The following is a 26,660-nucleotide window of genomic DNA, read 5'->3' on the forward strand; positions in this document are numbered from 1 at the left end:
GTTTGAACTTACCAAATAAACTGACGGTTATCCGTATTTTTATGATCCCTATTTTTGTTGTCATTGCTTTAGCTCCTTTAAACTGGGGCGTTTTCCAATTGTGGGGATCAACGATTCAACTAACACAACTGGTAGCAGCGATTATCTTTGCAGTTGCTAGTATAACAGACTGGCTTGATGGTAAAATTGCTCGCTCAAGAGGTTTGGTGACTAATTTCGGTAAATTTGCTGACCCATTAGCTGATAAGATGTTGGTTATGACTGCTTTAATTATTTTAGTTGAGCAAGGCCTAGCAGCTTCATGGATTGTAGCGATTATTGTTTGTAGAGAACTAGCTGTAACGGGATTGCGCTTATTACTAGTTGAACAAGGTGGGACAGTTTTAGCTGCAGCATGGCCAGGTAAAATCAAGACGATGACTCAAATGATTGCTATCATACTATTGTTAGTAGATAACTTACCTTTTGAAGGGTTAGGGATTCCTATGGCTGATAGTATGTTATATATTTGTTTGTTCTTTACTATTTATTCAGGAATGGATTATTTTATAAAAAATAAGAGTGTTTTTAAAGGATCAATGTAACTTAGTTTACTTAAAAATAGTCTATAAATAAGGTAGGCTGGGACAATTTGTTCCAGTCTATTTTTAGGTACGATTGAACAACAACTAAATTAAATGATTGAATACTAGTTGATATAAAAAAAATACAAGTAAGAAGCGTATATTAACTAGGAGTGAGGAGAATTTAATGAATGCTGAAATAATTGCAGTTGGAACAGAATTATTATTAGGACAGGTAGTCAATACAAATGCAACTTTTTTGTCTAAAGAATTAGCGACACTAGGGATTGAAGTCTATCACCAGTCTGTTGTAGGAGATAATCCTAAAAGATTAAAAGAGGAAATAGAACGTGCTGAAAAAAGAAGTGATTTAGTTATTTTAACTGGTGGTTTAGGCCCAACTAAAGATGATTTAACCAAGCAGGTAATAGCAGATCATCTGGGTAAAAAATTAGTAATGGATAAAGCAGCATTAGAAAAAATACACTTATTTCATGAACAAAGAAAACACCCAATGTCAGAAAATAATCAGCTTCAAGCCTTAGTAATAGAAGAGTCCATTGTTTTAAAAAATAACAATGGGCTGGCAGTAGGAATGTTTTTAAACTTAGAAAATCAATTTTATCTACTACTACCAGGTCCTCCACATGAATTAGAAAAGATGTTTGAACAAGAAGCAAAACCGTTATTATTAAAACAACTATCAAAAGATACCGTTTTGATGTCAAGAGTTTTACGCTTTTACGGAATCGGTGAGTCGCGTCTGGTTACGTTGCTTGATGATTTAATTGAAAACCAAGTAAATCCAACACTTGCTTCTTATACTGGTAAATACGAAGTCAGCTTGCGTTTGACAGCAAATGGAAGCTCCGATACGGATTGTAAAGGGAAACTCGATAATCTAGAAGCGATGATAAGAGAACGTGTTGGGGACTATATATATGGCTATGGTGACGACACGAGTTTAGTCAAAGTCGTTAGTGAATTAATAAAAGAGAAAAAGTTAACACTGTCAGCAGCTGAAAGCCTAACAGGTGGGACTTTTCAAAGTATGCTAACAAGTATATCTGGCGCCTCTGAATTTTTTGAAGGTGGACTAGTTACTTATAGTAACCGGATAAAAAAAGAACAGCTTAGTATTGACTCTAAAACGATAGATCAATTTGGTGTTGTTAGTAGTCAGTGTGCGATTGAAATGGCTGAAAATACTAAAAAAATATTTCAATCGGATATAGGAATTTCATTTACAGGTGTAGCTGGTCCATTAGAACTAGAAAATAAAAAACCAGGTACAGTCTGGATAGGTATAGCAGTAAAAAATAAAGAAACGTATGCAAAATGTTTTCATTTTGAAGGCGATAGAAACAAAAATAGAGAACTTTCAGTTTTATCAGGATTGTATTTAATCTATAGAGATCTATTAAACAAGCAAATCAGCGAAAAAATTTATTAAATGTGTTTGAAAGAGAATAGTGAAAACATACCGAATGTTTGTTCGCTTTTTTCTTGCATTTTATGAAAAAAGAAAGTATGATAGATGGTGTGATACGGATAAAAATAAAAACTAATTAGATAAAAAAAAAGCATTAAGCAGATAGTCTAGGGGGATATAAAATGGCAGAAGATCGTAAGCAAGCGTTAGAATTAGCATTGAAAAAAATTGAGAAAAATTTTGGTAAAGGCTCAGTCATGAAGTTAGGAGAAAAAGTTGATACTCGTATTTCAACTATTCCAAGTGGTTCATTGGCACTAGATGTAGCACTTGGGGTAGGTGGCTTTCCAAGAGGAAGAATTATAGAAGTATATGGACCAGAAAGTTCAGGTAAAACAACCGTTGCATTGCATGCAGTGGCAGAAGTTCAAAAACAAGGCGGAATAGCTGCGTTTATCGATGCTGAAAATGCATTGGATCCTAAATATGCAGCAGCATTGGGAGTAGACATTGATGAGTTGCTTTTATCACAACCTGACACAGGCGAACAAGGCTTAGAAATCGCCGATGCATTAGTTTCGAGTGGAGCTGTAGATATTGTTGTTATTGATTCAGTAGCGGCATTAGTTCCTCGTGCAGAAATCGAAGGCGAAATGGGAGACAGCCATGTTGGTTTACAAGCTCGCTTGATGTCTCAAGCTCTTCGTAAATTATCCGGTTCAATTAATAAAACAAAAACAATCGCTTTGTTCATCAATCAGATTCGTGAAAAAGTAGGAGTTATGTTTGGTAATCCTGAAATAACACCGGGTGGTCGTGCTCTTAAATTTTATGCAACTATTCGTTTAGAAGTAAGACGTGCAGAACAAATTAAGCAAGGGACAGATATTGTGGGAAACCGTACGAAAATAAAAGTTGTAAAAAATAAAGTGGCTCCGCCGTTTAGAGTAGCAGAAGTTGATATTATGTATGGAGAAGGTATTTCTCAAGTTGGTGAACTCGTAGATATGGGGTCAGAAAAAGACATCATTGACAAAGCAGGAGCTTGGTATTCTTATGAAGGTGAAAGAATTGGGCAAGGACGTGAAAATGCAAAACGCTATTTCTTAGATCATCCTGAGTTAAGAGCCGAAATAGAGAAAAAAGTACGTGCAGCCTATGGTATAGGTGATGCGTTAGAAGAAACAGAAAAAACTGAAAAAAAGAAAACTGACGCAACTCCAGAAAAAAAAGATAAACCAACTTCAACAGAAGAAAAATAAATTTTTAATTATTTAAAAGCTAAAAGAATTTATCTTCTTTTAGCTTTTTTTTTGAGGAAAAAAGAGATAGAAATAGCGTATGAAAAAGATATTTGCCTTGTTTTATCGACAAAAACAGGGTAATCAGCCCTAAAAGTTATTATTCAGTTGACATGTCTAGTGTAGACAATTAAAATTAAGGTATCCTTTATTTTATCTTTAGATAATAGATAGGTTTTATTGGTGGAAAAGTACAGAGTACTACCAGATAATTAATAATTGATAGACAGGAAAAAAAAATTAAATAAGATACGGAGGTGGAAGAATGAATTTTAACAGTATAGCCTTCGCTATCGTTACTTTAATTGTTGGTATTTTTGTAGGATATGTCATCCGAAAATCGAAACATGAAAAAGAATTGGTTGGTGCTAGAAACACAGCAACTGGAATATTGGATGAAGCGCAAAGAGAAGCAGAAACCATGAAAAAGGAAGCGATGTTAGAAGCGAGGGACGAAAACTACAAATATAGAACTGAAATTGAAACTGAGCTGAAAGAAAGAAGAAATGAGATTCTAAGACAAGAAAATCGGTTAGTGCAGCGTGAAGATAATATTGACCGTAAAAACGATAGCTTAGAAAAACGTGAGCGGACACTTGAAGCAAAAGAAGAGAAATTAAGTTCAAAGCAACAATTACTAGACGATTTGGAGAACCAAGCAAGAAAATTAGTTGAACAACAAGAAATAGAGTTAGAAAACGTAGCCGCTCTTTCACGAGAAGATGCTAAACAGATTATTATAGAAGAAACAGAAGAACAATTGTCTCATGAACTTGCAGTTATGGTAAAACATTCTGAAGAGAAAGCAAAAGAAGAAGGCGATCGTCGTGCGCGTGATTTGATTGCTCTAGCGATTCAAAGAAGTGCCGCAGATCAGGTTTCTGAATCGACAGTTTCTGTCGTTTCCCTACCTAATGATGAGATGAAAGGCCGAATTATTGGACGTGAAGGCCGGAATATACGTGCCCTTGAAACATTGACTGGGATTGATTTAATTATTGATGATACACCAGAAGCAGTTATTTTAAGTGGATTTGATCCAATTCGTCGTGAAATTGCTCGTATGACGCTTGAAAAGCTTATTCAAGATGGCAGGATTCATCCTGCTCGTATTGAGGAAATGGTCGAGAAATCACGCAAAGAAATGGACGAACGAATCCGTGAAATTGGTGAACAAGCGACATTCGAAGTTGGAGTACATTCGATTCATCCTGATATCATAAAAATACTAGGACGTTTGCGTTTTAGAACGAGTTACGGACAAAATGTCTTGCAACATTCAATTGAAGTTGCTAAGTTGGCGGGAGTGCTTGCTGCTGAATTAGGAGAAGATGTAACGTTAGCTAAACGCGCAGGATTGCTTCATGATATTGGTAAGGCACTAGACCACGAAGTAGAAGGTTCACATGTAGAAATTGGTGCAGAAATTGCTATACGTTATAAAGAAAATGAAACAGTGATTAACGCAATTGCCTCTCATCACGGGGACGTAGAAGCTACTTCAGTTATTTCTGTCTTAGTTGCAGCTTCAGATGCTCTATCTGCTGCAAGACCAGGAGCTAGAAGTGAGTCACTTGAAAATTATATCCACCGTCTTGAAAAGTTAGCAAGTATTTCTAATAGCTTCGAAGGTGTAGAACAAAGCTATGCTATTCAAGCAGGACGTGAAATAAGAATTATGGTTAAACCGGATTCGGTTGATGATTTAGAAGCGATCAGCTTAGCCCGGGATGTTCGAAATATGATTGAGGATGAGTTAGATTATCCAGGACACATCAAAGTAACGGTTATTCGTGAAATACGAGCAGTCGAGTACGCAAAATAGTTAACTTCAAAAAATAAAATAAAAAGATACGTAACGAGTAATACACATTCGTTTCGTATCTTTTTTATCATTAAAGAATAAAGAAAGGGTCAATGAGAGTATTTCGTTGCTTTTCTTTACTACAAATTATTGTTAAAATAGGTTTAATGCAATTATCTAGAGAAGAGGCAATAGAATGAGACTATTATTTATTGGAGATGTTGTAGGATCAATGGGACGAGAAATGGTTCATGATCAACTACACAAATTAAAACAACAATACAAACCACAAGTCACTATTTTAAATGGCGAAAATGCAGCAGCGGGAAGAGGCATTACCGAAAAAATTTATAAAGGGTTTCTTCAAGATGGAGTAGATATCGTTACGATGGGAAATCATACATGGGATAACCGAGAAATTTTTGAATTTATTAATGAAGCTAAAAAAATGATTCGTCCAGCTAATTATCCTGAAGGAACACCAGGCAATGGCATTGCTTATATCAAAGTCAACCAATTAGAATTAGCTGTCATTAATTTAATTGGTCGAGTATTTATGTCTGACGTAGATGATCCTTTTAGAAAAGCAGATGAGTTAGTCGAAGAAGCAAGTCAAAGGACCCCTTTGATTTTTGTTGATTTTCATGCTGAAACGACTAGTGAAAAACAAGCAATGGGATGGTACTTAGATGGCAGAGTTTCTGCAGTGGTCGGTACGCATACTCATGTACAAACAAACGACGCTCGCATTTTACCAGCGGGTACAGCTTACTTGACCGATGTAGGAATGACTGGTCCATATGACGAGATATTAGGAATGCGACGTGAGGCAGTTATTAATCGCTTTTTAACTCAAATGCCAACACGATTTGAGGTACCTAAAGAAGGACGTAAATTATTATCCGGTTGCTTTATAGAGATTGATGATACAACTGGGGCAGCAAAGAAAATTGAAAATATCGTTATAAATGATGATCGTCCATTTGGCAATAATTTTAAGTAATAGGGCCTATTAAAAATAGAAAAGTAAGAAAGGAAATAAGCATGTCACAAAAAACAGAACATACACCTATGATGGTACAATATTTAGGAATTAAAAAACACTACCCAGATGCGTTTTTATTTTATCGCTTAGGTGATTTCTATGAGATGTTTAACGAAGATGCGATAAAAGCTTCTCAACTATTAGAAGTTACACTGACTAGTCGTAATCGCAATGCTGAGAACCCGATACCGATGTGCGGAGTACCTTATCATGCAGCCAGAGGATACATTGATGTGTTAATTGAAAAAGGATACAAGGTAGCCATCTGTGAGCAAGTAGAAGACCCTAAAACGGCTAAAGGGATGGTTAAACGCGAAGTTGTCCAATTGATTACACCTGGAACAGCTATAGAATCAAAAAATATGGATGCAAAATCCAACAATTATTTAGCTGCATTATCTGTGACAGATACAAATCAGTTCAACCTTGCCTATGCTGATCTAAGCACAGGAGAATTGAAGGCGACTCAATTAATTTCTGTAGAAGAAGTGATTAATGAATTAAGTGGATTAAAGACAAAAGAAGTGGTTTTTGAAGAAGCAAAACAGGTAGAGTTACAAATAGAGTTACAAACTAAATTAGGTGTAATGATTTCCACACAGCAAAGTAGTGGAGAAAATGCGTCTTTATCTTATTTAACGACTGAAGTAGAGAATAAAGAAATTCTTTCAGCCATAAAAATATTAGTATCTTATTTAACTATCACGCAAAAAAGAAGTTTATCTCATTTACAAAAAGCAGAGGTTTACATCCCGGAACATTTTTTGAAAATGGATCACTATTCAAAACATAATTTAGAATTGGCCTCTTCTATTAGAACAGGTCAAAAAAAAGGAACGTTACTATGGCTTTTAGATGAAACAAAAACAGCTATGGGCGGGCGGTTAATAAAGCAATGGATTGATCGTCCTCTAATACAAGAAAAACCTATAAAAGAACGTCAAGATGTGGTTGAAAGTTTAATCAATCATTTCTTTGAGCGGACTGATTTAAACGAGGCCCTAACAAGAGTATATGATTTGGAACGTCTAGCTGGCAGAGTAGCTTTTGGAAATGTTAATGGCCGAGATTTGCTTCAATTAAAAACCTCTTTGTCACAAATACCACTTTTGAAACAAATTATTGCCTTACTAAACAAAGGTGAATGGGATAACTTAGTCACTTATCTAGATGATGTACCTGAAGTTGTGGATTTAATAGAGCGAGCAGTTCATGTAGATGCACCACTTTCGCTAAAAGATGGAAATGTTATTAAAGACGGATACGATGAACAATTGGATCTTTACCGAGATGCTATGCGTAATGGTAAGCAATGGATTGCTCAACTAGAAGCGCAAGAGCGGCAAAAAACAGGAATAAGAACGTTAAAAATTGGATACAATCGTGTATTTGGTTATTACATTGAGATAACTAAATCTAATCTGGCTAACCTTCCTGAAGGACTCTATGAGCGCAAACAAACTCTGGCTAACGCAGAGCGATTCATTACTCCTGAATTAAAAGAAAAAGAGACATTGATTCTGGAAGCAGAAGAAAAGTCTTTAGCTTTAGAATATGAGTTATTTACCAAAGTAAGAGATGAAGTTAAACAATACATTGATAGACTTCAATTATTGGCTAAGACGGTAGCGACGATTGATGTCCTACAAAGCTTTGCTACAATCAGTGAGAAATACCATTATGTGAGACCACTATTAACTTATGATAGTAGAGAACTGATACTGAAAGATGGTAGACACCCTGTTGTAGAGAAGGTATTGGGTCAACAAACTTATGTACCCAATAGCGTTGAAATGGATGAGCAGACAGAGATCATGTTAATAACTGGACCAAACATGTCTGGCAAGAGCACCTACATGCGTCAGCTGGCCTTAACGGTCATTATGGCTCAAATGGGTTGCTTTGTTCCAGCACAATCAGCACAATTACCGATATTTGACCGGATTTTCACTCGGATTGGAGCAGCAGATGATTTAATCTCTGGCCAGAGTACATTTATGGTCGAAATGATAGAAGCCAATCAAGCGTTACGCCATGCGACTAAACACAGTTTAATTTTATTTGATGAAATCGGTAGAGGAACAGCAACATTCGACGGTATGGCTTTAGCGGAAGCGATTATCGAGTATATTCATAATCATGTACATGGAAAAACATTGTTCTCTACTCATTATCATGAGTTAACGGTCTTAGATCAAGAGTTAAAAGGCTTAGTCAATACACATGTAGGAGCAATAGAAGAAGATGGCGAATTAATCTTTTTACACAAGATGCTACCAGGAGCTGCTGATAAAAGTTATGGGATACATGTTGCTAAGTTAGCTGGGTTACCGACAGACTTATTAACCAGAGCAGCTACTATTTTAGAGCGGCTTGAAAAAAAAGAAGAATGGGTGTTAGAAGCAACCGTTCAAGAAACAAAAGAGACGAAAAACATCGTGTCTCAAAAAAATAAGACAGTAGAAAAAGACGAACAGCTTTCTTTATTTGGACTCGCAAACGAGAAAGAAGTTTCTATAGTAAAAGCGTTAGCTGAAATAAACGTATTAACGATCACTCCTTTAGAAGCTTTAACTATCTTAGATGAATTACAACGACAATTAAGCTAAAAGAGACAGAAAGGAACAGAAAAAATGGCAAAAATTCAAGAACTTTCTGAACTATTAACAAATCAAATAGCGGCTGGAGAAGTAATTGAGCGACCTGCTTCAGTTGTGAAAGAGCTAATTGAAAATGCAATTGATGCCGGAAGTACGCAAATAGATATTTTAATTGAAGAAGCTGGACTTAAAAAGATTAAACTTATCGATAACGGCGAAGGAATCCCTACACAAGAAGTAGTGAATGCTTTTAAACGACACGCGACAAGTAAAATTTATTCGCGAGATGATTTATTTAGAATTCGTACATTAGGATTTAGAGGAGAAGCTTTGCCAAGTATTGCTTCTATTTCTGAAGTCACACTAGAAACGTCAACTGGCGATCAAGAAGGAGTTTTTATTTATTTAAAAGGTGGTAGAGTAATAGAAAAACGTTCTGCTCAATCCAGGAAAGGAACGACCATAACAGTAGAGAATTTATTTTTTAATACACCGGCACGATTGAAATACGTAAAAACCATTCAAACGGAACTTGCCAATATCACAGACATCGTCAATAGACTGGCGATAAGCCATCCTGGGATTGCGTTTAGGTTGGTTCATGATGAAAATCAATTAATGAGAACTGCTGGCAATGGAGATTTAAAACAAACGTTAGCAGGAATCTATGGTGTTACTCTAGCTAAAAAAATGAGAAAGATAGAAGGCAAGGATTTAGATTTTCAGATCAGCGGGTATATCTCATTACCGGAAACGACGAGAGCAAGTCGGAACTATCTTTCTATCATAATAAATGGACGTTACATTAAAAACTATTTATTAAACAAAGCGATTATCGCTGGCTATCATTCAAAACTCATGGTTGGTCGATTTCCGATCGCTGTCATCGAGATTACAGCAGATCCATTATTAATGGATGTGAATGTCCATCCAACTAAACAAGAAATAAGAATTAGTAAAGAAAAAGAATTGATGGTATTAATCGAATCTGCTATTTACCACTGTTTAAGCAAAGAACAGCTCATTCCTGAAGCGCTAAGTAATCTGACATTTAAAAAGAAAAGAGATGTGATGGATCAGGCTACTGAACAAACAAAATTGGAATTTTCTAATCGTCCAGTAGAACAAGGGCAGTTAACTGAAAAAATAGTGTCCTACGATGACAGATGGAATACACCAAAAGTAGTAGATCATGATAGCCAGAAAGCGACTGAAGTAAGTAAGGTAGATGTTGAAACTAGGATAAAAGAAGAGGTATTTGTCTTAAATGAATCAGAAAATACACCTGTAAAAGATGAGAAAGCAAGGAATGTCTCATCGCCTGAACACCAGGTATCCTACTTTCGAACAGCTGAAAAATTAATGGAAGCCAATGAAAAATCTACTTCTCAAGACAGTCATTTGCCTACATTAGAATATATTGGTCAAATGCACGGGACCTATTTATTTGCTCAAAATGAGGAAGGGCTGTATATATTAGACCAACATGCAGCACAAGAAAGAATTAAATATGAATACTTTCGTGAAAAGATTGGTGAAGTAAGTACGGATTTACAAGAGCTTTTAGTTCCAATTATTTTAGATTATCCCAATAGTGATACCATCAAAATTAAAGAAAATCAGCAAGCTCTTGAAGATATTGGGGTTCATTTAGAACCATTCGGACAAAATAGTTTTTTATTAAGAAGCCATCCTATCTGGTTTGATAAAGGAGCAGAAGAACAAGTAGCTAAAGAGTTGGTTGATTTGTTGCTAGAAAAAGGGACAGTAAACGTAGCGAAGTTCCGCGAAGCTACAGCTATTATGATGAGTTGCAAAGGATCCATAAAGGCAAATCATCATTTAAATGACGCTGAAGCTCGTTCATTATTAACTGATTTAGCTAAGGCTAAAAATCCTTATAATTGTCCTCATGGTCGACCTGTATTGATTCGTTTTACGAATAAGGATATGGAAAAAATGTTTAAACGAATTCAAGATTCTCATTAAGATGACAGGAACTAAAAAATCGTTGGAAAATTAAAAACAACTCCTATTTTGTGTTTTATCTATCAAAACATAAAAATAGGAGTAGTTTCTTATTTAAATAAAAACCGTACTTTACTTCATAATGAATCGTTACTTTTTAATAATAAAATGAGTACTAGTCAGATAGTAAATAGATTAGATAAATTGGTCTTAAATTAAATCAAAATGAAGGAGTGACTTCGTATGGAAAATAAAGTAGTGATTGTAACAGGCGCTAATTCAGGTACTGGTAAGTGGACAGCTATAGAGTTAGCGAAAATGAACGCACAAGTAGTTATGGTATGTCGTGATCGTTCAAGAGGAGAAGAAGCTTTAAAAGAAATAAAAAAAATAAGTAAGAATCCTACGGTAAAACTAATGATTTGTGATCTCGCTAATTTAGACAGTGTGAGAGATTTCTGTGACTTATTTAAACGTAAATACGATAGATTAGACGTTTTAGTGAATAACGCTGGGGTATTATTACCTGGTAGACACGAAACAAAAAACGGTTACGAATTACAATTTGGAGTCAATCATTTAGGTCACTTCTTGCTCACAAATCTATTGTTAGATTTATTAATAAAAAGTACTCCAGCAAGAATTGTTGTTGTAGCTTCAGGAGCGCATAAGATTGGCAAGATACATTTTGAAGATATCAATTTAGAGCATGAATGGAATGTGGTAAAAGCGTACTCTCAATCTAAGTTAGCGAATATCCTATTTACATATGAATTAGCTCGTCGGTTAGAAGATACCGGAGTGACAGTAAATGCTTTGCATCCAGGTACAGTTAAAAGTAATTTTGCGGTAAATAGAGATACCGGATTTGGTAAAGTTATTATGCAAAGTTTACAACCGTTTTTTCAAACTGCTCAAAAAGCGGCTAGTACGTCTGTGTATTTATCTAGTTCAAAAGAAGTAGAAGGCTTAACTGGAAAGTATTATTATAAAAATAGTGCAATAGAATCATCAAAACGATCAAAGGATAAAGAAGTGGCTAGTAAACTTTGGGCTATTAGTGAAAGTATGGTCAACACCTATTAGTAGTAAAGATTCGCAAACTAACATTATTTTTCTAACAATAAATTGGACCATCCAGACAATCCAATAACTTGAAGCATTGCTGGATATAAGTTAAAATAAAGGAAGAAATAAATAGAAACTTCTGCCACTAAGTAAAGAGAAACTATTTTCAAAGATGAATTGATTGGCCACTTAGGAAATTTTCCAGCCTAGAATAGGAGGATAGTTATGAAAAATGATAAAAAAGAAGAATTAAAAAGAAAATTAACACCTATCCAATATGAAGTCACTCAAAATGAAGCAACCGAACGTCCATTTACTGGAGAATATGATGCCTTTTATGAGGATGGTATTTTTGTTGACGTAGTTAGCGGGAAACCTTTATTTTCTTCAACAGATAAATACGATGCTGGATGCGGATGGCCTTCCTTTACGAAACCGATTGATTCTAAAGAAATAATCGAAAAAACAGATCGCAGATTACTAGGTATGAAACGAACAGAAGTCCGCAGTCAAGAAGCAGATTCACATTTAGGTCATGTTTTTAATGATGGACCAACTGAAGCAGGTGGATTGCGTTATTGCATTAATTCTGCAGCCTTACGTTTTGTTCCAAAAGAACAATTAGAACAAGAAGGTTATGGTTTTTATTTGAGACTATTTGCTTGATATACTTGAATTTAAAAAATCTTTCACTATTTTTTAGTGGAGGATTTTTTGTTTGATTAGACTAGATAAAAAAAGATAAATGGTTTGTACGTGTAAAATAGTTCTCGAGAGGATATTATCTTTTTACTAGCAAAAATAAAGAAGGCGTTCTATCATAAATGTATGCTTACGCGGCAAATACATAAATGGAAGAGGCCTTCTTATGGATAACATTATATCAAAATTATACAAAATAATAAAGGAATCAAGTGATTTAATTGCTACAGAAGAATCTATTCAGCTTTATATGTATGAAGTATTTACGGAATTATTAGGAGATATATTTATACACATAAACCAAACGATTAAGGAACAAAAGCAACAAGAAGGATGGAAAGTAAAGCGAGAAGATTGGAAAACAGTCCAATTTATTTTTGGATTTGTCCGTTACCGTCGTACTTTAATGGCAGATCAAGAGAATCAAAATCATTATCCATTAGATGAGTGGTTGGGGATTCGAAAATACCAACGTCACAGTCCACTCGTAGAAGTCAAAGTAGCAGAGTTAGCCAGTAAGTGTACCTATCGGGACACCGCTGAAACACTGAAAGAGTGGACAGCAGTAACGATGAGCCATCAAACAGTAGGCAGCCTCCTTAAACGAGTGGGAGAAGCACAAGCGCATGAAGACGAAGAAATGGTGATCGAGCTAGAAGAGTCAGCAGCGTTACCAGAAGGAAAAAAAGTCGATTATTTCTATGCCGAAGCAGATGGTGTATTTGTCCGTGGGACAACAAAGAAAAAAAGTTTAGAGGTTCATCATGCAATTGTTTATGAAGGCTGGCAGAAAAATGGAAAGAGAGTCTCCTTGAAGGAGCCTAAAGCCATTATGACGACTAAAAAGACGGCTGGTTTTTGGGCAGAAGTACAGGCTTTTACAGCGACTCATTACGCGTTACAACACGCTCAAATCATTACCAATAGCGATGGTGGACTAGGCTATACCGCAGATAAATTCCAAGAAACTTTTTCGCAGTCGAATTATCCCGTGTTGAATCAATTAGACGCTTATCACATCTTTCAAGGCCTGAACCGTGCTTTTGGTGTACAAAGTAATCTCTTTAAACAGAACATTCATCAAGCGCTTAAAAAACATGATTTAGAGGCCCTAACGATCTGGTTGGACACTTATGAAAGTACCTTAGAAGAAACACAGGCAGTAGAAAAACTGACTAGTTTTCGAACTTATCTTTTAAGAAATTGGGATCGGATTTTTGATTGGCGAGAAAAAGTAGAACAAGTACCGAAGGATGCCAGAGGTTTAGGCGCAATGGAATCGAATCAACGCCATATTTCTTATCGGATGAAAAAACGTGGAATGCATTGGAGCGAAGTCGGTTGTGAAGCCATGGTAAAAGTGAAACAAGGGATCTTAAATCAAACGTTACGTGAAGCTTATCTTCACCAGCAAACTAGAAGTACAAGACAACAACGTAAGGTGAAACAAACCGTTCGTGTATCGTCTTTAATGCATCAAAAGACGCGTCAGTCAGTTGGGGCAAAGAAAGGGACGATTCCGTTTTATGCCCCTCATTCTTCAGCAATGGGGCAGTTAATTAAAAGTTTTCGATAATTCCTGTCTGTTTGGGGAAGGTTCCATTTTTTTGGAACGTTCTCCAAACAGATGGGCCAGCAAACGGCAAAGCCGTGCGGTAGCAGATAGGTGTACAAAAATAGAACGCCAAACTAGCCTAGTAATAGGACGACCGAGAAAAACTTGACACAAACAATGGTTTTAGAACGTTCTTTTAAATGGTTAAATATGTTAGAATGAAAAGGGAACAGGTGTGCTTATTAGGCTTCCTGGATATCTGAATGAATGGAGCTAAAAGAATGTATGAGTACCTTAAGGGCATAGTAACTTTTATTGGCCCTGCGTATATAGTAGTAGAATTAAATGGAATAGGCTATCTGCTTTATATAGCAAATCCTTTTCGATTTTCAAACCAATTAAACCAAGAAACAATCATCTATGTGCATCAAGCGGTTAGAGAAGATGCCATTACTTTGTATGGATTCAAAGACTACAATGAAAAGCAATTGTATTTAAAACTAATTAGCGTATCTGGTATTGGTCCTAAGAGTGGTTTAGCAATACTAGCAAATGATGACCATGCAGGTCTAGTTTATGCTATTGAAAATGAAGAGGTTTCTTATTTAATGAAATTTCCAGGAGTAGGTAAAAAGACTGCTGCTCAAATCATTTTAGATTTGAAAGGGAAATTAGATGATTTAGAAATCATTAGAGTACCGATTGATGGAGTTATGCAACAAGAATTAAGCTTATCACAGGACCAAAAACCAGTGAATGAAGCTATAGAAGCATTAACAGCTCTTGGATACAGTACGAAAGAGATAAAAAAAGTTGAACCAAAAATTCGTAAGATGAATAAAGAAACAACGGATGCTTACTTGAGAGAAGCTTTACGTTTATTAATGAAAAAATAAATGGGTTCATAAAAAGAGGTGAATGAAGGATGTCGGATCAAGAACGTATTATCTCGGGAGAAAGTGATAGTTCAGATGAGTTATCGATTGAGAAATCATTAAGACCTCAATATCTAAATCAATACATCGGTCAGTCAAAGTTAAAATTAGAATTGGGTATTTATATTTCAGCTGCTAAAAGTAGAGAAGAGGCATTAGATCATGTGCTCTTATATGGTCCACCTGGACTAGGTAAAACAACAATGGCAATGGTGATATCTAACGAAATGGCAGTCAATATTCGTACGACAAGTGGTCCGGCAATTGAAAAAGCCGGAGACCTCGTTGCGTTACTAAATGAATTAGAGCCAGGTGATGTTTTATTTATCGATGAAATTCACAGAATGCCACGAATGGTAGAAGAAATGCTTTATTCGGCAATGGAAGATTACTTTGTTGATATCATTGTTGGGCAAGGCCCAACAGCTCATCCTGTTCATTTTCCTTTACCACCTTTTACACTAATAGGTGCAACAACTAGAGCAGGGATGTTATCTGCCCCTTTACGAGATCGTTTTGGGATTGTGTCCCATATGGAATATTATACAGTTGAAGATTTAAGCGATATTGTCATTCGTTCTGCTGATATTTTTCAGACCGAAATTCATTCTGAAGGTGCATTAGAAATTGCTAGAAGATCTAGAGGAACACCACGTGTAGCAAATCGTTTATTAAAAAGAGTGAGAGACTATGCACAGGTACAATCAAATGGTGTAGTAGATAAAAATGTAGCAGACGAAGCTTTAACAATGTTAAGAGTCGATCAAAAGGGATTAGATTTCGTCGATCAAAAAATGGTCCGAACAATGATTGAAATTTATCAAGGTGGGCCAGTAGGGCTTTCAACAATTGCAGCTAATATTGGAGAAGAAATGGAAACAATTGAAGACATGGTGGAACCTTATTTATTGCAAATGGGCTTTATTCAACGGACGCCACGTGGTAGAATTGTTACACAATTAGGGTTTGATCATTTAGGTTATCCTAAAAACAATTAAGAACAGGGGCGCTAAGTTATGTTATCAACAAATGATTTTGATTTTGAATTACCAGAGGAGTTAATTGCACAAACTCCATTAGAAGATCGCTCTGGCTCAAAGCTATTGCTATTGAACAAACAAAGTGGTGAAATAAGAGACGAATACTTTCCAGCTATTTTAAATGAACTAGAGTCTGGTGATGCGTTAGTTATGAATGATACACGTGTATTGCCAGCCAGACTTCATGGAGTCAAACCTGAAACAGGTGGACACTTAGAAGTTTTGTTGTTAAAAAATACTGCTGATGATCAATGGGAAACATTGGTCAAACCTGCAAAAAGAGCAAAGATTGGAACGAAAATTTCATTTGGTGATGGCCGTTTAAAAGCTGTTGTAAAAGAAGAGTTAGACCATGGTGGTCGAATAATCGAATTTTATTATGAAGGGATTTTTCTAGAAGTATTAGAATCGCTTGGCGAAATGCCACTGCCTCCTTATATAAAAGAACGCTTAGAAGACAATGAACGTTATCAGACAGTTTATGCTAAAGAAAACGGATCTGCTGCAGCTCCCACTGCAGGACTACATTTTACACAAGAATTGCTAGAGGACATTAAAGCAAAAGGAGTTAAACTTGTATTCTTAACGCTTCATGTTGGTTTAGGGACATTTAGGCCAGTAAGCGTTGATTCAATTGAAGACCATGAGATGCATTCTGAATTCTATCGATTATCCGATGAGGCAGCTAGCCAATTGAATGAAGTGAAAGCTGCTGGAGGAAAAATTATAGCAGTTGGTACAACGTCTATTCGAACACTTGAAACAATTGGAACTAAGTTTGATGGTGAAATTAAAGCAGACAGTGGTTGGACAAGCATTTTTATTTCTCCAGGTTATAAATTCAAACTGATTGATGCTTTCCTAACAAACTTTCATTTACCAAAATCTACTCTTGTTATGTTAGTCAGTGCTTTCGCCGGTAGAGAGAAAGTATTGGAAGCGTATGAGCATGCGGTAAAAGAAAAATACCGCTTTTTTAGTTTTGGAGATGCCATGTTTGTAAAGTAATGAATGAGTTTAGTCATTAGAGAGAATTAAAAAATAAAAAAGAGAAGCCGGCTAAAAACGCCAACTTCTCTTTTTTTAAGAGAGGTATGAGTGAACTATTTTTATTCTTTAAACACTTGATACTTAACTACTGAATCTCTTTTCATAAACGACATACATCTTACTTTACTTCATTCGTAACACTAAACTAAGCTAATTCTTCTAACGTGTAAAAAAGGGTTCTTAAATTTACTACTAACACTCTTACTAATCGTTTACAAACGTTGCTTAATAAAAATGTGAATCTGGTAAACTAAAACAAATATTGAATTAATTGTTTCTGTGAAACTAAACAACTTAGAAATTCTTTCATTCACTCATACTTGCATCTCTCTTTACACTCATAATATACCATAAAAAGATACCGCTTACAAATGATATGTACTTTATTTGTAAAATGAATTTGCAAATCGATAAAAACATTAGTATAGTTAGTAAGTTACAATTAGATAAGCACTAAATACACTTTTTTAAAGTATAACGAAAGTAGGAAAAAATATGTCAGAACCAGCAATTAAATACCGTTTAATAAAAAAAGAAAAGCATACAGGTGCCCGTTTAGGAGAAATCATCACTCCACACGGAACTTTTGAAACACCGATGTTTATGCCAGTAGGGACATTAGCAACCGTTAAGAGTATTGCTCCAGAGGAATTAGAATCGATGGGTGCAAATATTATTTTAAGCAATACGTATCATTTATGGCTTAGACCTGGTGAAGATATCGTTGAGGAAGCAGGTGGACTACACAAATTTATGAATTGGGATAAAGGAATTTTAACCGATTCAGGTGGTTTTCAAGTTTTTTCTTTAAGCGATTTACGACAAATTGAAGAAAAAGGTGTACATTTTAGAAATCATCTAAATGGATCCAAAATGTTTCTTTCACCTGAAAAAGCGATTCAAATTCAAAATAAATTAGGTCCAGATATTATGATGAGTTTTGATGAGTGCCCACCTTTTGATGAAAGTTTCGACTACGTAAAGAAATCTGTAGAACGGACAACACGTTGGGCAGAGCGCGGTTTAAAGGCTCATGCTAAACCTAACAGTCAAGGTCTATTTGGTATTATTCAAGGAGCAGGATACAAAGAATTGCGTGAGCAAAGCGCCAAAGAACTTGTTGCAATGGACTTTCCTGGCTATTCAATCGGAGGATTATCAGTAGGAGAGCCCAAGCATTCAATGAATGAAGTACTTGAATACACTACGCCTTTGATACCAGAAAATAAGCCACGCTACTTGATGGGTGTTGGAACAGCTGATTCACTGATTGATGGAGTAATAAGAGGAGTAGACATGTTTGATTGTGTCTTACCAACTAGAATAGCAAGAAATGGTACAGTGATGACAAGTCAAGGACGAGTAGTTATCAAAAATGCTAAGTACGAGCGTGACTTTGGCCCATTAGATCCAAAATGTGATTGTTATACATGTAAAAATTATAGTCGTGCCTATATTCGTCATTTAATCAAAGCAGATGAAACATTTGGCTTACGTTTAACAAGTTACCACAACCTTTATTTTCTCTTGAATGTGATGAAAGAGGTTAGACAAGCTATTAGAGAAGACAATCTATTAGAATATAGAGAAAGCTTTTTTGAAGAATACGGCTACAATAAGCCAAATGCAAAAAATTTCTAAAACTTAATAAAAAAATAAGTGGTACTAACGAGTAAGTTTTGGTACAGTTAGTGTTGAGATTAATTTTTAAAATATAGAATGGAGTGAAGTAATGGAATTTCTTATTAGTATTTTACCTTTTGCTGCAATTATGGGCTTAATGTATTTCATGATGATCAGACCTCAAAAAAAGGCTGCAGACAAAACTAAAAATATGTTGTCTTCAATGAAAAAAGGCGATGGTGTTGTTACAATCGGTGGTTTACATGGAGTAATTGATGAAATCAATGAAACGGATAAAACTGTAGTTCTAAATTGCGAAGGTATCTTTTTAACTTTTGAAAGACGTGCAATTGCCCGCATCAAAGATTTAGCAGTAGCTTCTACAATTGAAACATTTGAGGCAGAACCAGAAGATAGCGATTTAACTAGATAACAATGTACGACTAAATAAGCAAAAGAAAAGAGAGGAATCTTTTCTTTTGCTTATTTTGATTTAAAAATAAGATACTTTCATTTAGTAGTGTGTAGGCGACTACCTCAACAAAATTTGTAGCAATCAATTAATCTAGTATAAGAGTAGTTACAATGAAGATAGCTATTTTTGAATAATAATTTGGAGATACCTTAAATTAGATTTATTCTAATTTTTAAGGTATCTTTTTTGATATAAAGTTGATTAAATGGAGCATAAAAGATAAAAAAACATTTTAAAGGTACTTTCTATCTAGTAATCATCAAAAATACATGAATAGAATAGTCTTCTTTTTGCATTCATTGTGAAATGAATATCATTTGATGAATTTAATTAGAATTTTATTTTTTGCTCTTTAAGAAGATGAAAGAAAGAAAGAAAGCGCTTTAATACGACGTTTTATTAACGAATAATCTTTTTTTTATAAAATGATGAAAAAAGCTTTACATTTTAATATGAATGAATTATGATTAGGTTGTGAATAAGTTAACAATAAAAAAACGGAGGAATATAAAATGACTTCTACAAAATTAGATAATAAAGTTAAAAAAGACACAATCGAGGTTGCAGACAAAAAATCACCTATCGAAGTGGCTATTAATGAAATGACAACTAAAGGTAAAAAAGCATTAGCAACATTAGAAACGATGAATCAAGAACAAATCGATCATATTTGTCATCAGATGGCAATAGCAGGATTAAATGAACACATGCTTTTAGCTAAAATGGCAGTTGAAGAAACAGGCAGAGGAATTTATGAAGATAAATGTATAAAAAATATGTTTGCTACAGAGTCTATCTGGAATACAATCAAACATGATAAAACTGCTGGAATCATAAGTGACGATGAGCAAAGCCAACTAATCGAAGTGGCTACTCCTGTTGGAATCGTTTGTGGAGTAACACCGGTAACAAACCCTACTTCAACAACATTATTTAAAGCATTAATTTCAATCAAAACACGTAACCCAATTATTTTTGCTTTCCATCCAAGTGCTCAAAAATGTTCAGAAGCATCCGCACAAATTATGCTGAATGCTGCTATTAAAGCAGGAGCTCCAGAAGATTGTATTCAATGGATTAAACAACCATCATTAGAAGGTACAAACTTATTGATGAATCATTCAGATATCGCTATCGTTTTAGCAACTGGTGGATCAGCAATGGTAAAAGCTGCTTATTCAACAGGAAAACCAGCTTTAGGAGTGGGACCAGGAAATGTTCCAAGTTATATTGAAAAATCTGCTAAAATCAAACGTGCTGTTAATGACGTTATTGCTTCAAAATCATTTGATAACGGTATGATTTGTGCTTCAGAACAAGCTGTTATTGTTGATCAAGAAATTTATGAAGAAGTAAAAGCAGAATTTATAAAACATCAAGTATATGTTGTTAAACCTAGTGAACTAAAAAGACTTGAAGATGCAGTAATGAATCCAACAAAAACAGCCGTTAATGCAGCAATCGTAGGGAAATCAGCAGAGGAAATCGCTGGCCTTGCAGGAATCAAAGTTCCAAAAGGTACAAAAATTATTATCGCTGAACTAGATGGAGTTGGAGAAAACTACCCATTGTCACGTGAAAAATTATCGCCAGTATTGGCTATGCTTAAATCAACTTCAACTGAAGACGGGTTTTCATTAGCTCAACAAATGCTAGAATTAGGTGGTCTAGGTCACTCTGCAGCTATTCATACATTAGATGATGAGTTAGCTAAAAAATATGGAGAGCAAATGAAAGCTTGTCGTATCTTAGTCAACTCTCCTACAGCACAAGGTGGTATTGGTGATTTGTATAATAACATGATTCCTTCATTAACTCTTGGATGTGGTTCATATGGGAAGAACTCAGTATCTAAGAACGTATCTACTATTAACTTAATGAATATCAAGACAATTGCAAAACGTAGAAATCATATGCAATGGTTTAAATTACCATCAAAAATTTATTTCGAAAAATATTCTATTCAATATTTACAAAAAATGGAAAACATCAAAAAAGTATTCTTAGTTTGTGATCCAGGTATGATTGAATTTGGCTACGCAGATAAAGTTCTTGCTGAATTAAACAAAAGAAAAGAAAGTGTACAAGTAGAAATATTCTCAGCAGTAGAGCCTAATCCATCAACAAATACTGTAATGGCCGGAGCAGAAGCTATGCTTCAATTCCAACCTGATACCATTATCGCTATTGGTGGAGGTTCAGCAATGGATGCAGCTAAAGGCATGTGGTTGTTCTATGAAAAACCAGAAACAGAATTCTTTGGAGCAAAACAAAAATTCCTAGATATCCGTAAAAGAACATATAAAATTCCTACATTAAACAAAACTCAATTTGTTTGTATCCCTACTACATCAGGAACGGGTGCAGAAGTAACACCATTTGCAGTTATTACAGATAGTGAAACACACGTAAAATATCCTTTAGCTGATTATGCTTTGACACCCGATGTTGCTATCATCGACTCACAATTTGTTATGAGTGTTCCTAAATCTGTTACAGCTGATACAGGAATGGACGTCCTAACACATGCGATCGAATCTTATGTATCTGTTATGGCAAGTGATTTTACAAAAGGCTTAAGTTTACAATCTATTAAAATAGTATTCCAAAATTTGCGCGATTCTTACGCATATGCAAATGAAGATGCAAGAGAAAAAATGCATAACGCTTCTACAATGGCTGGTATGGCATTTGCCAATGCATTCTTAGGAATTAACCACTCTATCGCTCATAAGATAGGTGGAGAGTATAACATTGCTCACGGACGTACAAACGCAATCCTATTGCCTCATGTTATCCGTTACAATGCAAAAGATCCTTCAAAACACGCATTATTTCCTAAATACGAATTCTTTAAAGCTGATGAAGATTACGCTGAAATCGCTCGCTTCATGGGATTCAAAGGAAATACAACAGAAGAATTAGTAGAATCACTAATCTTTGAAATCAATAAATTAGGTAAAGATGTTGGGATTGAGATGAACTTAAAAGCTCAAGGAGTGACACAAGAAGTCTTGGATAATACGGTTGATCACATGGCTGAATTAGCATTCTTGGATCAATGTACAACTGCAAATCCAAAACAACCTTTAATCAGTGAATTGCGTCAAATTATTATCGATGCTTTTGACGGTGAAAAATAAAAATACCTGTAGAATACAATTTTTGAATATCAATTTATTGTAGAAATTTTAATAAAAAATGGTGCTACTTTCCTTATCAAAAAAGGGAGGCAGTGCTATTTTTTTTCAGAAAAAAATGAATTTACTTATCATGAATGAGAGAAGAAGCCATTCATTCATGATAAGTTAGCATAAATGATACTATTTTTTTGAGAAACGAAATTTTAGGCTTGCTTAAACGTTGTAGATAGAAAGATTGCTTTTTAAATTAAAACTAGTTATAATTAAAATAATAAGTTAGGGATGCCTAAATATAAAGAAGTTGGTGATACGATTGACGCCTAATAAAGAAGATTACTTGAAAATTATTTATGAACTTGGTGGAACAGAAAAAAAAATAAATAATAAAGAAATTGTAAAAAGATTAGGAGTTTCGGCAGCATCTGTTAGTGAAATGATGTCTAAGCTTTTAAAAGAAGGTTATATAGAAAGATTACCTTATCAGGGAGTAGAGCTTAATGATAAGGGCCTGCGTAAAGCGAGCACATTAATAAGAAAACACCGAATATGGGAAGTTTTTTTAGTTGAACATCTAGGGTATTCATGGAATGAAGTACATGCAGAAGCAGAAGTCTTAGAGCATGTTTCATCTATTGAACTAACTAATCGATTAGAAAAATATTTAGACTTTCCTAAAATATGCCCTCATGGCGGTATGATACCGGAAAAAAATGGTATTTTAAAAGAACCTCTATTAGAGAAACTAACGGAACAAAAAGAAAAGCAAAGAGTTTTAATAAAGCGTGTTGCTGATGAGAAAGATTTATTGGACTATCTTGTTTCGATAGATATCGGAATAAATGATAGGTGTACAATTGATTCTATTGGTGCCTATGAAGGCTCTGTCGTAGTAGAAAAAGAACAAAAAAAAATTCAAATAAGTTTTAAGGCTGCATCAGATATATTTGTTCAAGTTATCTAAAAAAAGGAATTCGACTGTCTAAAGCCGAATTCCTTTTTTTATGGTTGGTGAGTCTTGAATAAGAATGTGTGTTCCCGTATAATTGTAAGCATAGAAGGAGGCGAAGAAAGTGGGAATTGGAGTCATTCATTTTGATGAGCCGGTTAAAGATAGTTCTAGAAAAATTATCCACATTGATATGGATGCTTTCTTCGCTTCCGTTGAAGAAAGGGACCATCCAGAATTAAAAGGTCAACCCATTATTATTGCCAAACACCCTAATTTAACAAAGGGAAAAGGAGTTGTTGCAACGGCGAATTATGTTGCGAGAACATATGGAATCCATTCCGCAATGAGTGCTCAAAGAGCCTATGAACTTTGTCCTAAAGGTGTATTTATTCCTGGGGATCATGATAAATATCGAGAAGTTTCAGGTGAAATCCGAAAAGTATTTTTAAATTACACTGATATTATAGAACCTTTATCTCTAGATGAAGCTTATCTTGATGTAACAGAAAATAAAAAAGGAATGAAAAGTGCAACTTTCATAGCACATTCTATCCAAAAAGAAGTCTGGAATAAGGTACATTTAACTTGTTCAGCAGGTGTTTCTTATAATAAATTTATAGCGAAATTAGCTTCAGACTATAAAAAACCAGCGGGTATTACTGTTATCACACCCGATGAATCTCTTGCTTTCTTAAAGGCTCTTCCTATTGAAAAGTTTATGGGAGTTGGGAAAAAAACAGTCGAACTAATGCATGAGGCTAATATTTTTACCGGAGAAGACTTATATCAAAAAGATGAGATGGACTTGATTCGCTCTTTTGGAAAGAGGGGTTATTCTCTTTACCGAAAAGTTAGAGGAATTGATGACTCACCTGTTAGAATAAGTAGAGAAAGAAAATCAGTAGGAAAAGAAAATACGTATAATCAAAATTTAATAACAGAAAATGAAATTATAGCAGAATTACGTTTTCTATCGAATGAAGTCTACCGCTCACTAAGTAAAGAACAAAAACACGGTAAAACGATTGTATTAAAAATTCGCTATTCTGATTTTGAAACAGTGACCAAACGCCAGACACTGCCTCATTATATTAAAGATGCTGAAGAAATGTTTTTTCATGCGCAAAATATTTGGGATGAAGTTGGACGATTGCAAAATGGTATAAGATTATTGGGAATTACAATTACAACGCTTGATCCATTGACGTTTGAAAATATTGTCCTGCCTCTTTGGGATAAACAGGAACAATAAATAAGATAATAGAAAAATAACAAATCCAAATTGATTTCTTTTTTTTCTAAAGGTATACTGTACATACTAGTACAGTTTTTTTCTTGTGTTATAATGAAAGAGGACTTTAATAGTAAAGATATCATGGTATGGTCATTCTTTTTTACAAGTTATTGCCAACATAGGGTGTGTCATTCTGTTCGATTCGTTTATTACAGGAAACCCGACAACGACTATTTGATTCTACTACAATTACAACAGATGTCGTTATCGTTACACATGCACATCATATTAGAGATACACAACAGATTGCTAAAAGAACACATGCTTTAATTGTCACAACTGTTGAAATAGCAGAATTTTTTGAAACAAAACAGTTAAGAACCCATGGTATGCAAATGGGCGGGAAGCACGTATTCGATTTTGGAGAAATTAAAATGACTCAAGCTATTCACGGTTCATCTTATGAAATAGAGGGGAAACTTACTACGCTTGGATTAGCTGCTGGAATTATTTTTCATTCAGAAGGTAAAACCATTTATCATAATGGGGACACGGCTCTTTTTTCCGATATACAGCTGATTGGTCAATACCGTCCCTTAGATGTAGCACTTTTACCAATTGGTGATAATTTCACTATGGTTCCTGAAGATGCTGCTCTTGCTGATGACTAGTTGAAAGCTAAAAAAGTTTTTCCTATCCATTACAATACGTTTCCTTTAATTGAACAAAATCCTATCGCTTTTTGTGCTAGTTTGCCTGAAAAAAAAGGTAAATAGTTGAAAGTAGGAAAATGGTTAGAAATTTAATAAGCAACTATTTTGGAGGGTAATGTATGACGACTAAACATGAACGAATATTAGCTTATATAGAAACGTTGCCTGTTGGAGAAAAAATATCTGTGCGATTAATTGCCAAATATTTGAAAGTTAGTGAAGGAACAGCCTATAGAGCTATTAAAGAAGCAGAAAATAGTGGTTTGGTCTCGACAATACAACGCGTTGGAACGATTCGTATTGAGCGAAAAATGAAAGAAAGCATTGAGACACTGTGTTATGGAGAAATTATTAAGATAATTGAAGGCGATATTTTTGGCGGAGAAAAAGGACTTAATAATGTTTTAACTAAATTTATTATTGGTGCGATGAAAGAAGATGCCATTGTACGCTATATTACACCAGGTTCTTTAATGATTGTTGGAAATCGAGAAAGTGTTCAAAAACTAGCTTTAGAAAGTGGAGCAGCTGTTTTAGTTACTGGAGGTTTTGAAACGAGCGATGAAATTATTGAACTAGCTAATGAATTGGCCCTACCTTTGATGGGAACAAGTTACGATTCGTTTACGGTCGCGACGATGATTAACCGAGCGATGACAGACCAACTAATAAAAAAAGAAATTATTTTAGTAGAAGATATCTATACAAAAATTGAGCAAACAATGTACTTAAATGTAGAAGATACAGTACTAGATTATCGTCGACTAAATGAGGAAAGTGGTCATACTAGATTTCCTGTAGTGGGAAAGAACATGCGACTAGTTGGTATTGTTGCCGCAAAAGATATGATTGGAAAAGGGGATCAACAGAGCATCGAGCGAGTAATGACTAAAGATCCTACGGTAGTAAAAACACATGTGAGTGTAGCCAGTGTCGGACATCTAATGATTTGGGATGAGCTAGAAGTTATGCCTGTTGTTGAAGATAATTTAACGTTAATGGGAATTGTCTCAAGACAAGATGTTATGAAAGCCATGCAGTCAGCACAAAGACAACCACAAGTTGGCGATACTATTTCTGATCAGATTCAAGAACAAATAGAATTAAACAGTGAAAACTATGCGAGTGCTGAACAGTCAATTCCTTCATATAAATTTAATGTGACACCACAGATGACAGATTCTGTTGGAACAATTTCCTTTGGAGTGCTCAGCGAAATTATTACTAGCTGTGCAAAACGATCTCTCTTGCTCTATCAAAAGAGAGATGCTTTGATTGAACAAATGGATTTGCACTATTTTAAAATGATACAATTAGAGAGTACATTAGAAATTAGGCCTAAGGTTTTTGAAATTGGAAGACGCTCGTCAAAATTTGATATTGAAGTGTATGTTGAGAATGTACTGGTTGCTAAAGCGATAGTTATTTGTCAGATGATGCAAAGAAATTAGAAAGGAGTT

The 26,660-nt window shown here is 34.9% G+C and carries 20 protein-coding genes; all 20 read left to right on the forward strand.

Annotated elements, in window-relative coordinates; genetic code table 11:
• Positions 1-2: 2 nt before the first annotated feature.
• Complete coding sequence (pgsA, locus tag ACMHYH_RS02995) at positions 3-584, forward strand: CDP-diacylglycerol--glycerol-3-phosphate 3-phosphatidyltransferase (protein ID WP_414840331.1); 582 nt, start codon at positions 3-5, stop codon at positions 582-584.
• Between the two features lie 166 nt (positions 585-750).
• The gene (locus ACMHYH_RS03000; protein ID WP_414839892.1) at positions 751-2,016 is read left to right on the forward strand and encodes a competence/damage-inducible protein A; all 1,266 of its coding nucleotides are present in this window, start codon (positions 751-753) and stop codon (positions 2,014-2,016) included.
• Between the two features lie 161 nt (positions 2,017-2,177).
• Positions 2,178-3,257: a recombinase RecA gene (recA, locus tag ACMHYH_RS03005; RefSeq protein ID WP_414839893.1), complete on the forward strand. Its 1,080-nt coding sequence runs from the start codon at positions 2,178-2,180 to the stop codon at positions 3,255-3,257.
• A gap of 304 nt (positions 3,258-3,561) precedes the next feature.
• A complete protein-coding gene (gene rny / locus ACMHYH_RS03010; RefSeq protein ID WP_414839894.1) occupies positions 3,562-5,121 on the forward strand; it encodes a ribonuclease Y in 1,560 nt (519 codons plus the stop codon).
• 175 nt (positions 5,122-5,296) lie between these two features.
• A complete protein-coding gene (locus ACMHYH_RS03015) occupies positions 5,297-6,103 on the forward strand; it encodes a TIGR00282 family metallophosphoesterase (RefSeq protein WP_414839895.1) in 807 nt (268 codons plus the stop codon).
• A gap of 41 nt (positions 6,104-6,144) precedes the next feature.
• Positions 6,145-8,754: a DNA mismatch repair protein MutS gene (gene mutS / locus ACMHYH_RS03020; RefSeq protein WP_414839896.1), complete on the forward strand. Its 2,610-nt coding sequence runs from the start codon at positions 6,145-6,147 to the stop codon at positions 8,752-8,754.
• 24 nt (positions 8,755-8,778) lie between these two features.
• A complete protein-coding gene (gene mutL, locus ACMHYH_RS03025; RefSeq protein ID WP_414839897.1) occupies positions 8,779-10,734 on the forward strand; it encodes a DNA mismatch repair endonuclease MutL in 1,956 nt (651 codons plus the stop codon).
• 222 nt (positions 10,735-10,956) lie between these two features.
• Positions 10,957-11,799 carry an SDR family oxidoreductase gene (locus tag ACMHYH_RS03030; RefSeq protein ID WP_414839898.1) on the forward strand — a complete coding sequence of 281 codons (843 nt, stop codon included), beginning with the start codon at positions 10,957-10,959 and terminating at the stop codon, positions 11,797-11,799.
• 207 nt (positions 11,800-12,006) lie between these two features.
• Entirely contained in the window at positions 12,007-12,447 is a 441-nt protein-coding gene (gene msrB / locus ACMHYH_RS03035) for a peptide-methionine (R)-S-oxide reductase MsrB (RefSeq protein WP_414839899.1), read from the forward strand.
• A gap of 202 nt (positions 12,448-12,649) precedes the next feature.
• Complete coding sequence (locus ACMHYH_RS03040; RefSeq protein ID WP_414839883.1) at positions 12,650-14,059, forward strand: ISLre2 family transposase; 1,410 nt, start codon at positions 12,650-12,652, stop codon at positions 14,057-14,059.
• A 260-nt stretch (positions 14,060-14,319) separates the two neighbouring features.
• Positions 14,320-14,934 (forward strand): Holliday junction branch migration protein RuvA, encoded by a 615-nt coding sequence (gene ruvA / locus ACMHYH_RS03045; RefSeq protein WP_414839900.1) that lies wholly within the window; start codon positions 14,320-14,322, stop codon positions 14,932-14,934.
• Positions 14,935-14,963: 29 nt separating this feature from the next.
• Entirely contained in the window at positions 14,964-15,971 is a 1,008-nt protein-coding gene (ruvB, locus tag ACMHYH_RS03050) for a Holliday junction branch migration DNA helicase RuvB (protein ID WP_414839901.1), read from the forward strand.
• A gap of 18 nt (positions 15,972-15,989) precedes the next feature.
• Positions 15,990-17,021 carry a tRNA preQ1(34) S-adenosylmethionine ribosyltransferase-isomerase QueA gene (gene queA / locus ACMHYH_RS03055; protein ID WP_414839902.1) on the forward strand — a complete coding sequence of 344 codons (1,032 nt, stop codon included), beginning with the start codon at positions 15,990-15,992 and terminating at the stop codon, positions 17,019-17,021.
• A gap of 537 nt (positions 17,022-17,558) precedes the next feature.
• Positions 17,559-18,704, forward strand: coding sequence for a tRNA guanosine(34) transglycosylase Tgt (tgt, locus tag ACMHYH_RS03060; protein WP_414839903.1), 1,146 nt, complete (start codon positions 17,559-17,561; stop codon positions 18,702-18,704).
• Between the two features lie 91 nt (positions 18,705-18,795).
• Positions 18,796-19,119, forward strand: coding sequence for a preprotein translocase subunit YajC (gene yajC / locus ACMHYH_RS03065; protein WP_414839904.1), 324 nt, complete (start codon positions 18,796-18,798; stop codon positions 19,117-19,119).
• A gap of 554 nt (positions 19,120-19,673) precedes the next feature.
• Positions 19,674-22,304 (forward strand): bifunctional acetaldehyde-CoA/alcohol dehydrogenase, encoded by a 2,631-nt coding sequence (gene adhE / locus ACMHYH_RS03070; protein WP_414839905.1) that lies wholly within the window; start codon positions 19,674-19,676, stop codon positions 22,302-22,304.
• 313 nt (positions 22,305-22,617) lie between these two features.
• Complete coding sequence (locus ACMHYH_RS03075) at positions 22,618-23,265, forward strand: metal-dependent transcriptional regulator (RefSeq protein ID WP_414839906.1); 648 nt, start codon at positions 22,618-22,620, stop codon at positions 23,263-23,265.
• Positions 23,266-23,374: 109 nt separating this feature from the next.
• Complete coding sequence (dinB, locus tag ACMHYH_RS03080) at positions 23,375-24,505, forward strand: DNA polymerase IV (protein ID WP_414839907.1); 1,131 nt, start codon at positions 23,375-23,377, stop codon at positions 24,503-24,505.
• A 167-nt stretch (positions 24,506-24,672) separates the two neighbouring features.
• Positions 24,673-25,158, forward strand: coding sequence for a metal-dependent hydrolase (locus tag ACMHYH_RS03085; protein WP_414839908.1), 486 nt, complete (start codon positions 24,673-24,675; stop codon positions 25,156-25,158).
• 161 nt (positions 25,159-25,319) lie between these two features.
• Positions 25,320-26,651 (forward strand): DRTGG domain-containing protein, encoded by a 1,332-nt coding sequence (locus ACMHYH_RS03090; protein WP_414839909.1) that lies wholly within the window; start codon positions 25,320-25,322, stop codon positions 26,649-26,651.
• The last annotated feature ends 9 nt before the right edge of the window (positions 26,652-26,660 follow it).

It is taken from the genome of Carnobacterium sp. TMP28 (assembly GCF_047553015.1).
Classification (GTDB): domain Bacteria; phylum Bacillota; class Bacilli; order Lactobacillales; family Carnobacteriaceae; genus Carnobacterium_A.

Excerpts from the sequence above, each read along its gene's own strand:
- mutS (WP_414839896.1), top strand. The coding sequence starts at position 6,145 with ATGTCACAAAAAACAGAACATACACCTATGATGGTACAATATTTAGGA.
- adhE (WP_414839905.1), top strand. The coding sequence starts at position 19,674 with ATGACTTCTACAAAATTAGATAATAAAGTTAAAAAAGACACAATCGAG.
- recA (WP_414839893.1), top strand. The coding sequence starts at position 2,178 with ATGGCAGAAGATCGTAAGCAAGCGTTAGAATTAGCATTGAAAAAAATT.
- mutL (WP_414839897.1), top strand. The coding sequence starts at position 8,779 with ATGGCAAAAATTCAAGAACTTTCTGAACTATTAACAAATCAAATAGCG.
- queA (WP_414839902.1), top strand. The coding sequence starts at position 15,990 with ATGTTATCAACAAATGATTTTGATTTTGAATTACCAGAGGAGTTAATT.
- ACMHYH_RS03000 (WP_414839892.1), top strand. The coding sequence starts at position 751 with ATGAATGCTGAAATAATTGCAGTTGGAACAGAATTATTATTAGGACAG.
- ACMHYH_RS03030 (WP_414839898.1), top strand. The coding sequence starts at position 10,957 with ATGGAAAATAAAGTAGTGATTGTAACAGGCGCTAATTCAGGTACTGGT.
- ruvB (WP_414839901.1), top strand. The coding sequence starts at position 14,964 with ATGTCGGATCAAGAACGTATTATCTCGGGAGAAAGTGATAGTTCAGAT.
- ACMHYH_RS03015 (WP_414839895.1), top strand. The coding sequence starts at position 5,297 with ATGAGACTATTATTTATTGGAGATGTTGTAGGATCAATGGGACGAGAA.
- tgt (WP_414839903.1), top strand. The coding sequence starts at position 17,559 with ATGTCAGAACCAGCAATTAAATACCGTTTAATAAAAAAAGAAAAGCAT.
- yajC (WP_414839904.1), top strand. The coding sequence starts at position 18,796 with ATGGAATTTCTTATTAGTATTTTACCTTTTGCTGCAATTATGGGCTTA.
- rny (WP_414839894.1), top strand. The coding sequence starts at position 3,562 with ATGAATTTTAACAGTATAGCCTTCGCTATCGTTACTTTAATTGTTGGT.
- ACMHYH_RS03090 (WP_414839909.1), top strand. The coding sequence starts at position 25,320 with ATGACGACTAAACATGAACGAATATTAGCTTATATAGAAACGTTGCCT.
- msrB (WP_414839899.1), top strand. The coding sequence starts at position 12,007 with ATGAAAAATGATAAAAAAGAAGAATTAAAAAGAAAATTAACACCTATC.
- ACMHYH_RS03040 (WP_414839883.1), top strand. The coding sequence starts at position 12,650 with ATGGATAACATTATATCAAAATTATACAAAATAATAAAGGAATCAAGT.
- ruvA (WP_414839900.1), top strand. The coding sequence starts at position 14,320 with ATGTATGAGTACCTTAAGGGCATAGTAACTTTTATTGGCCCTGCGTAT.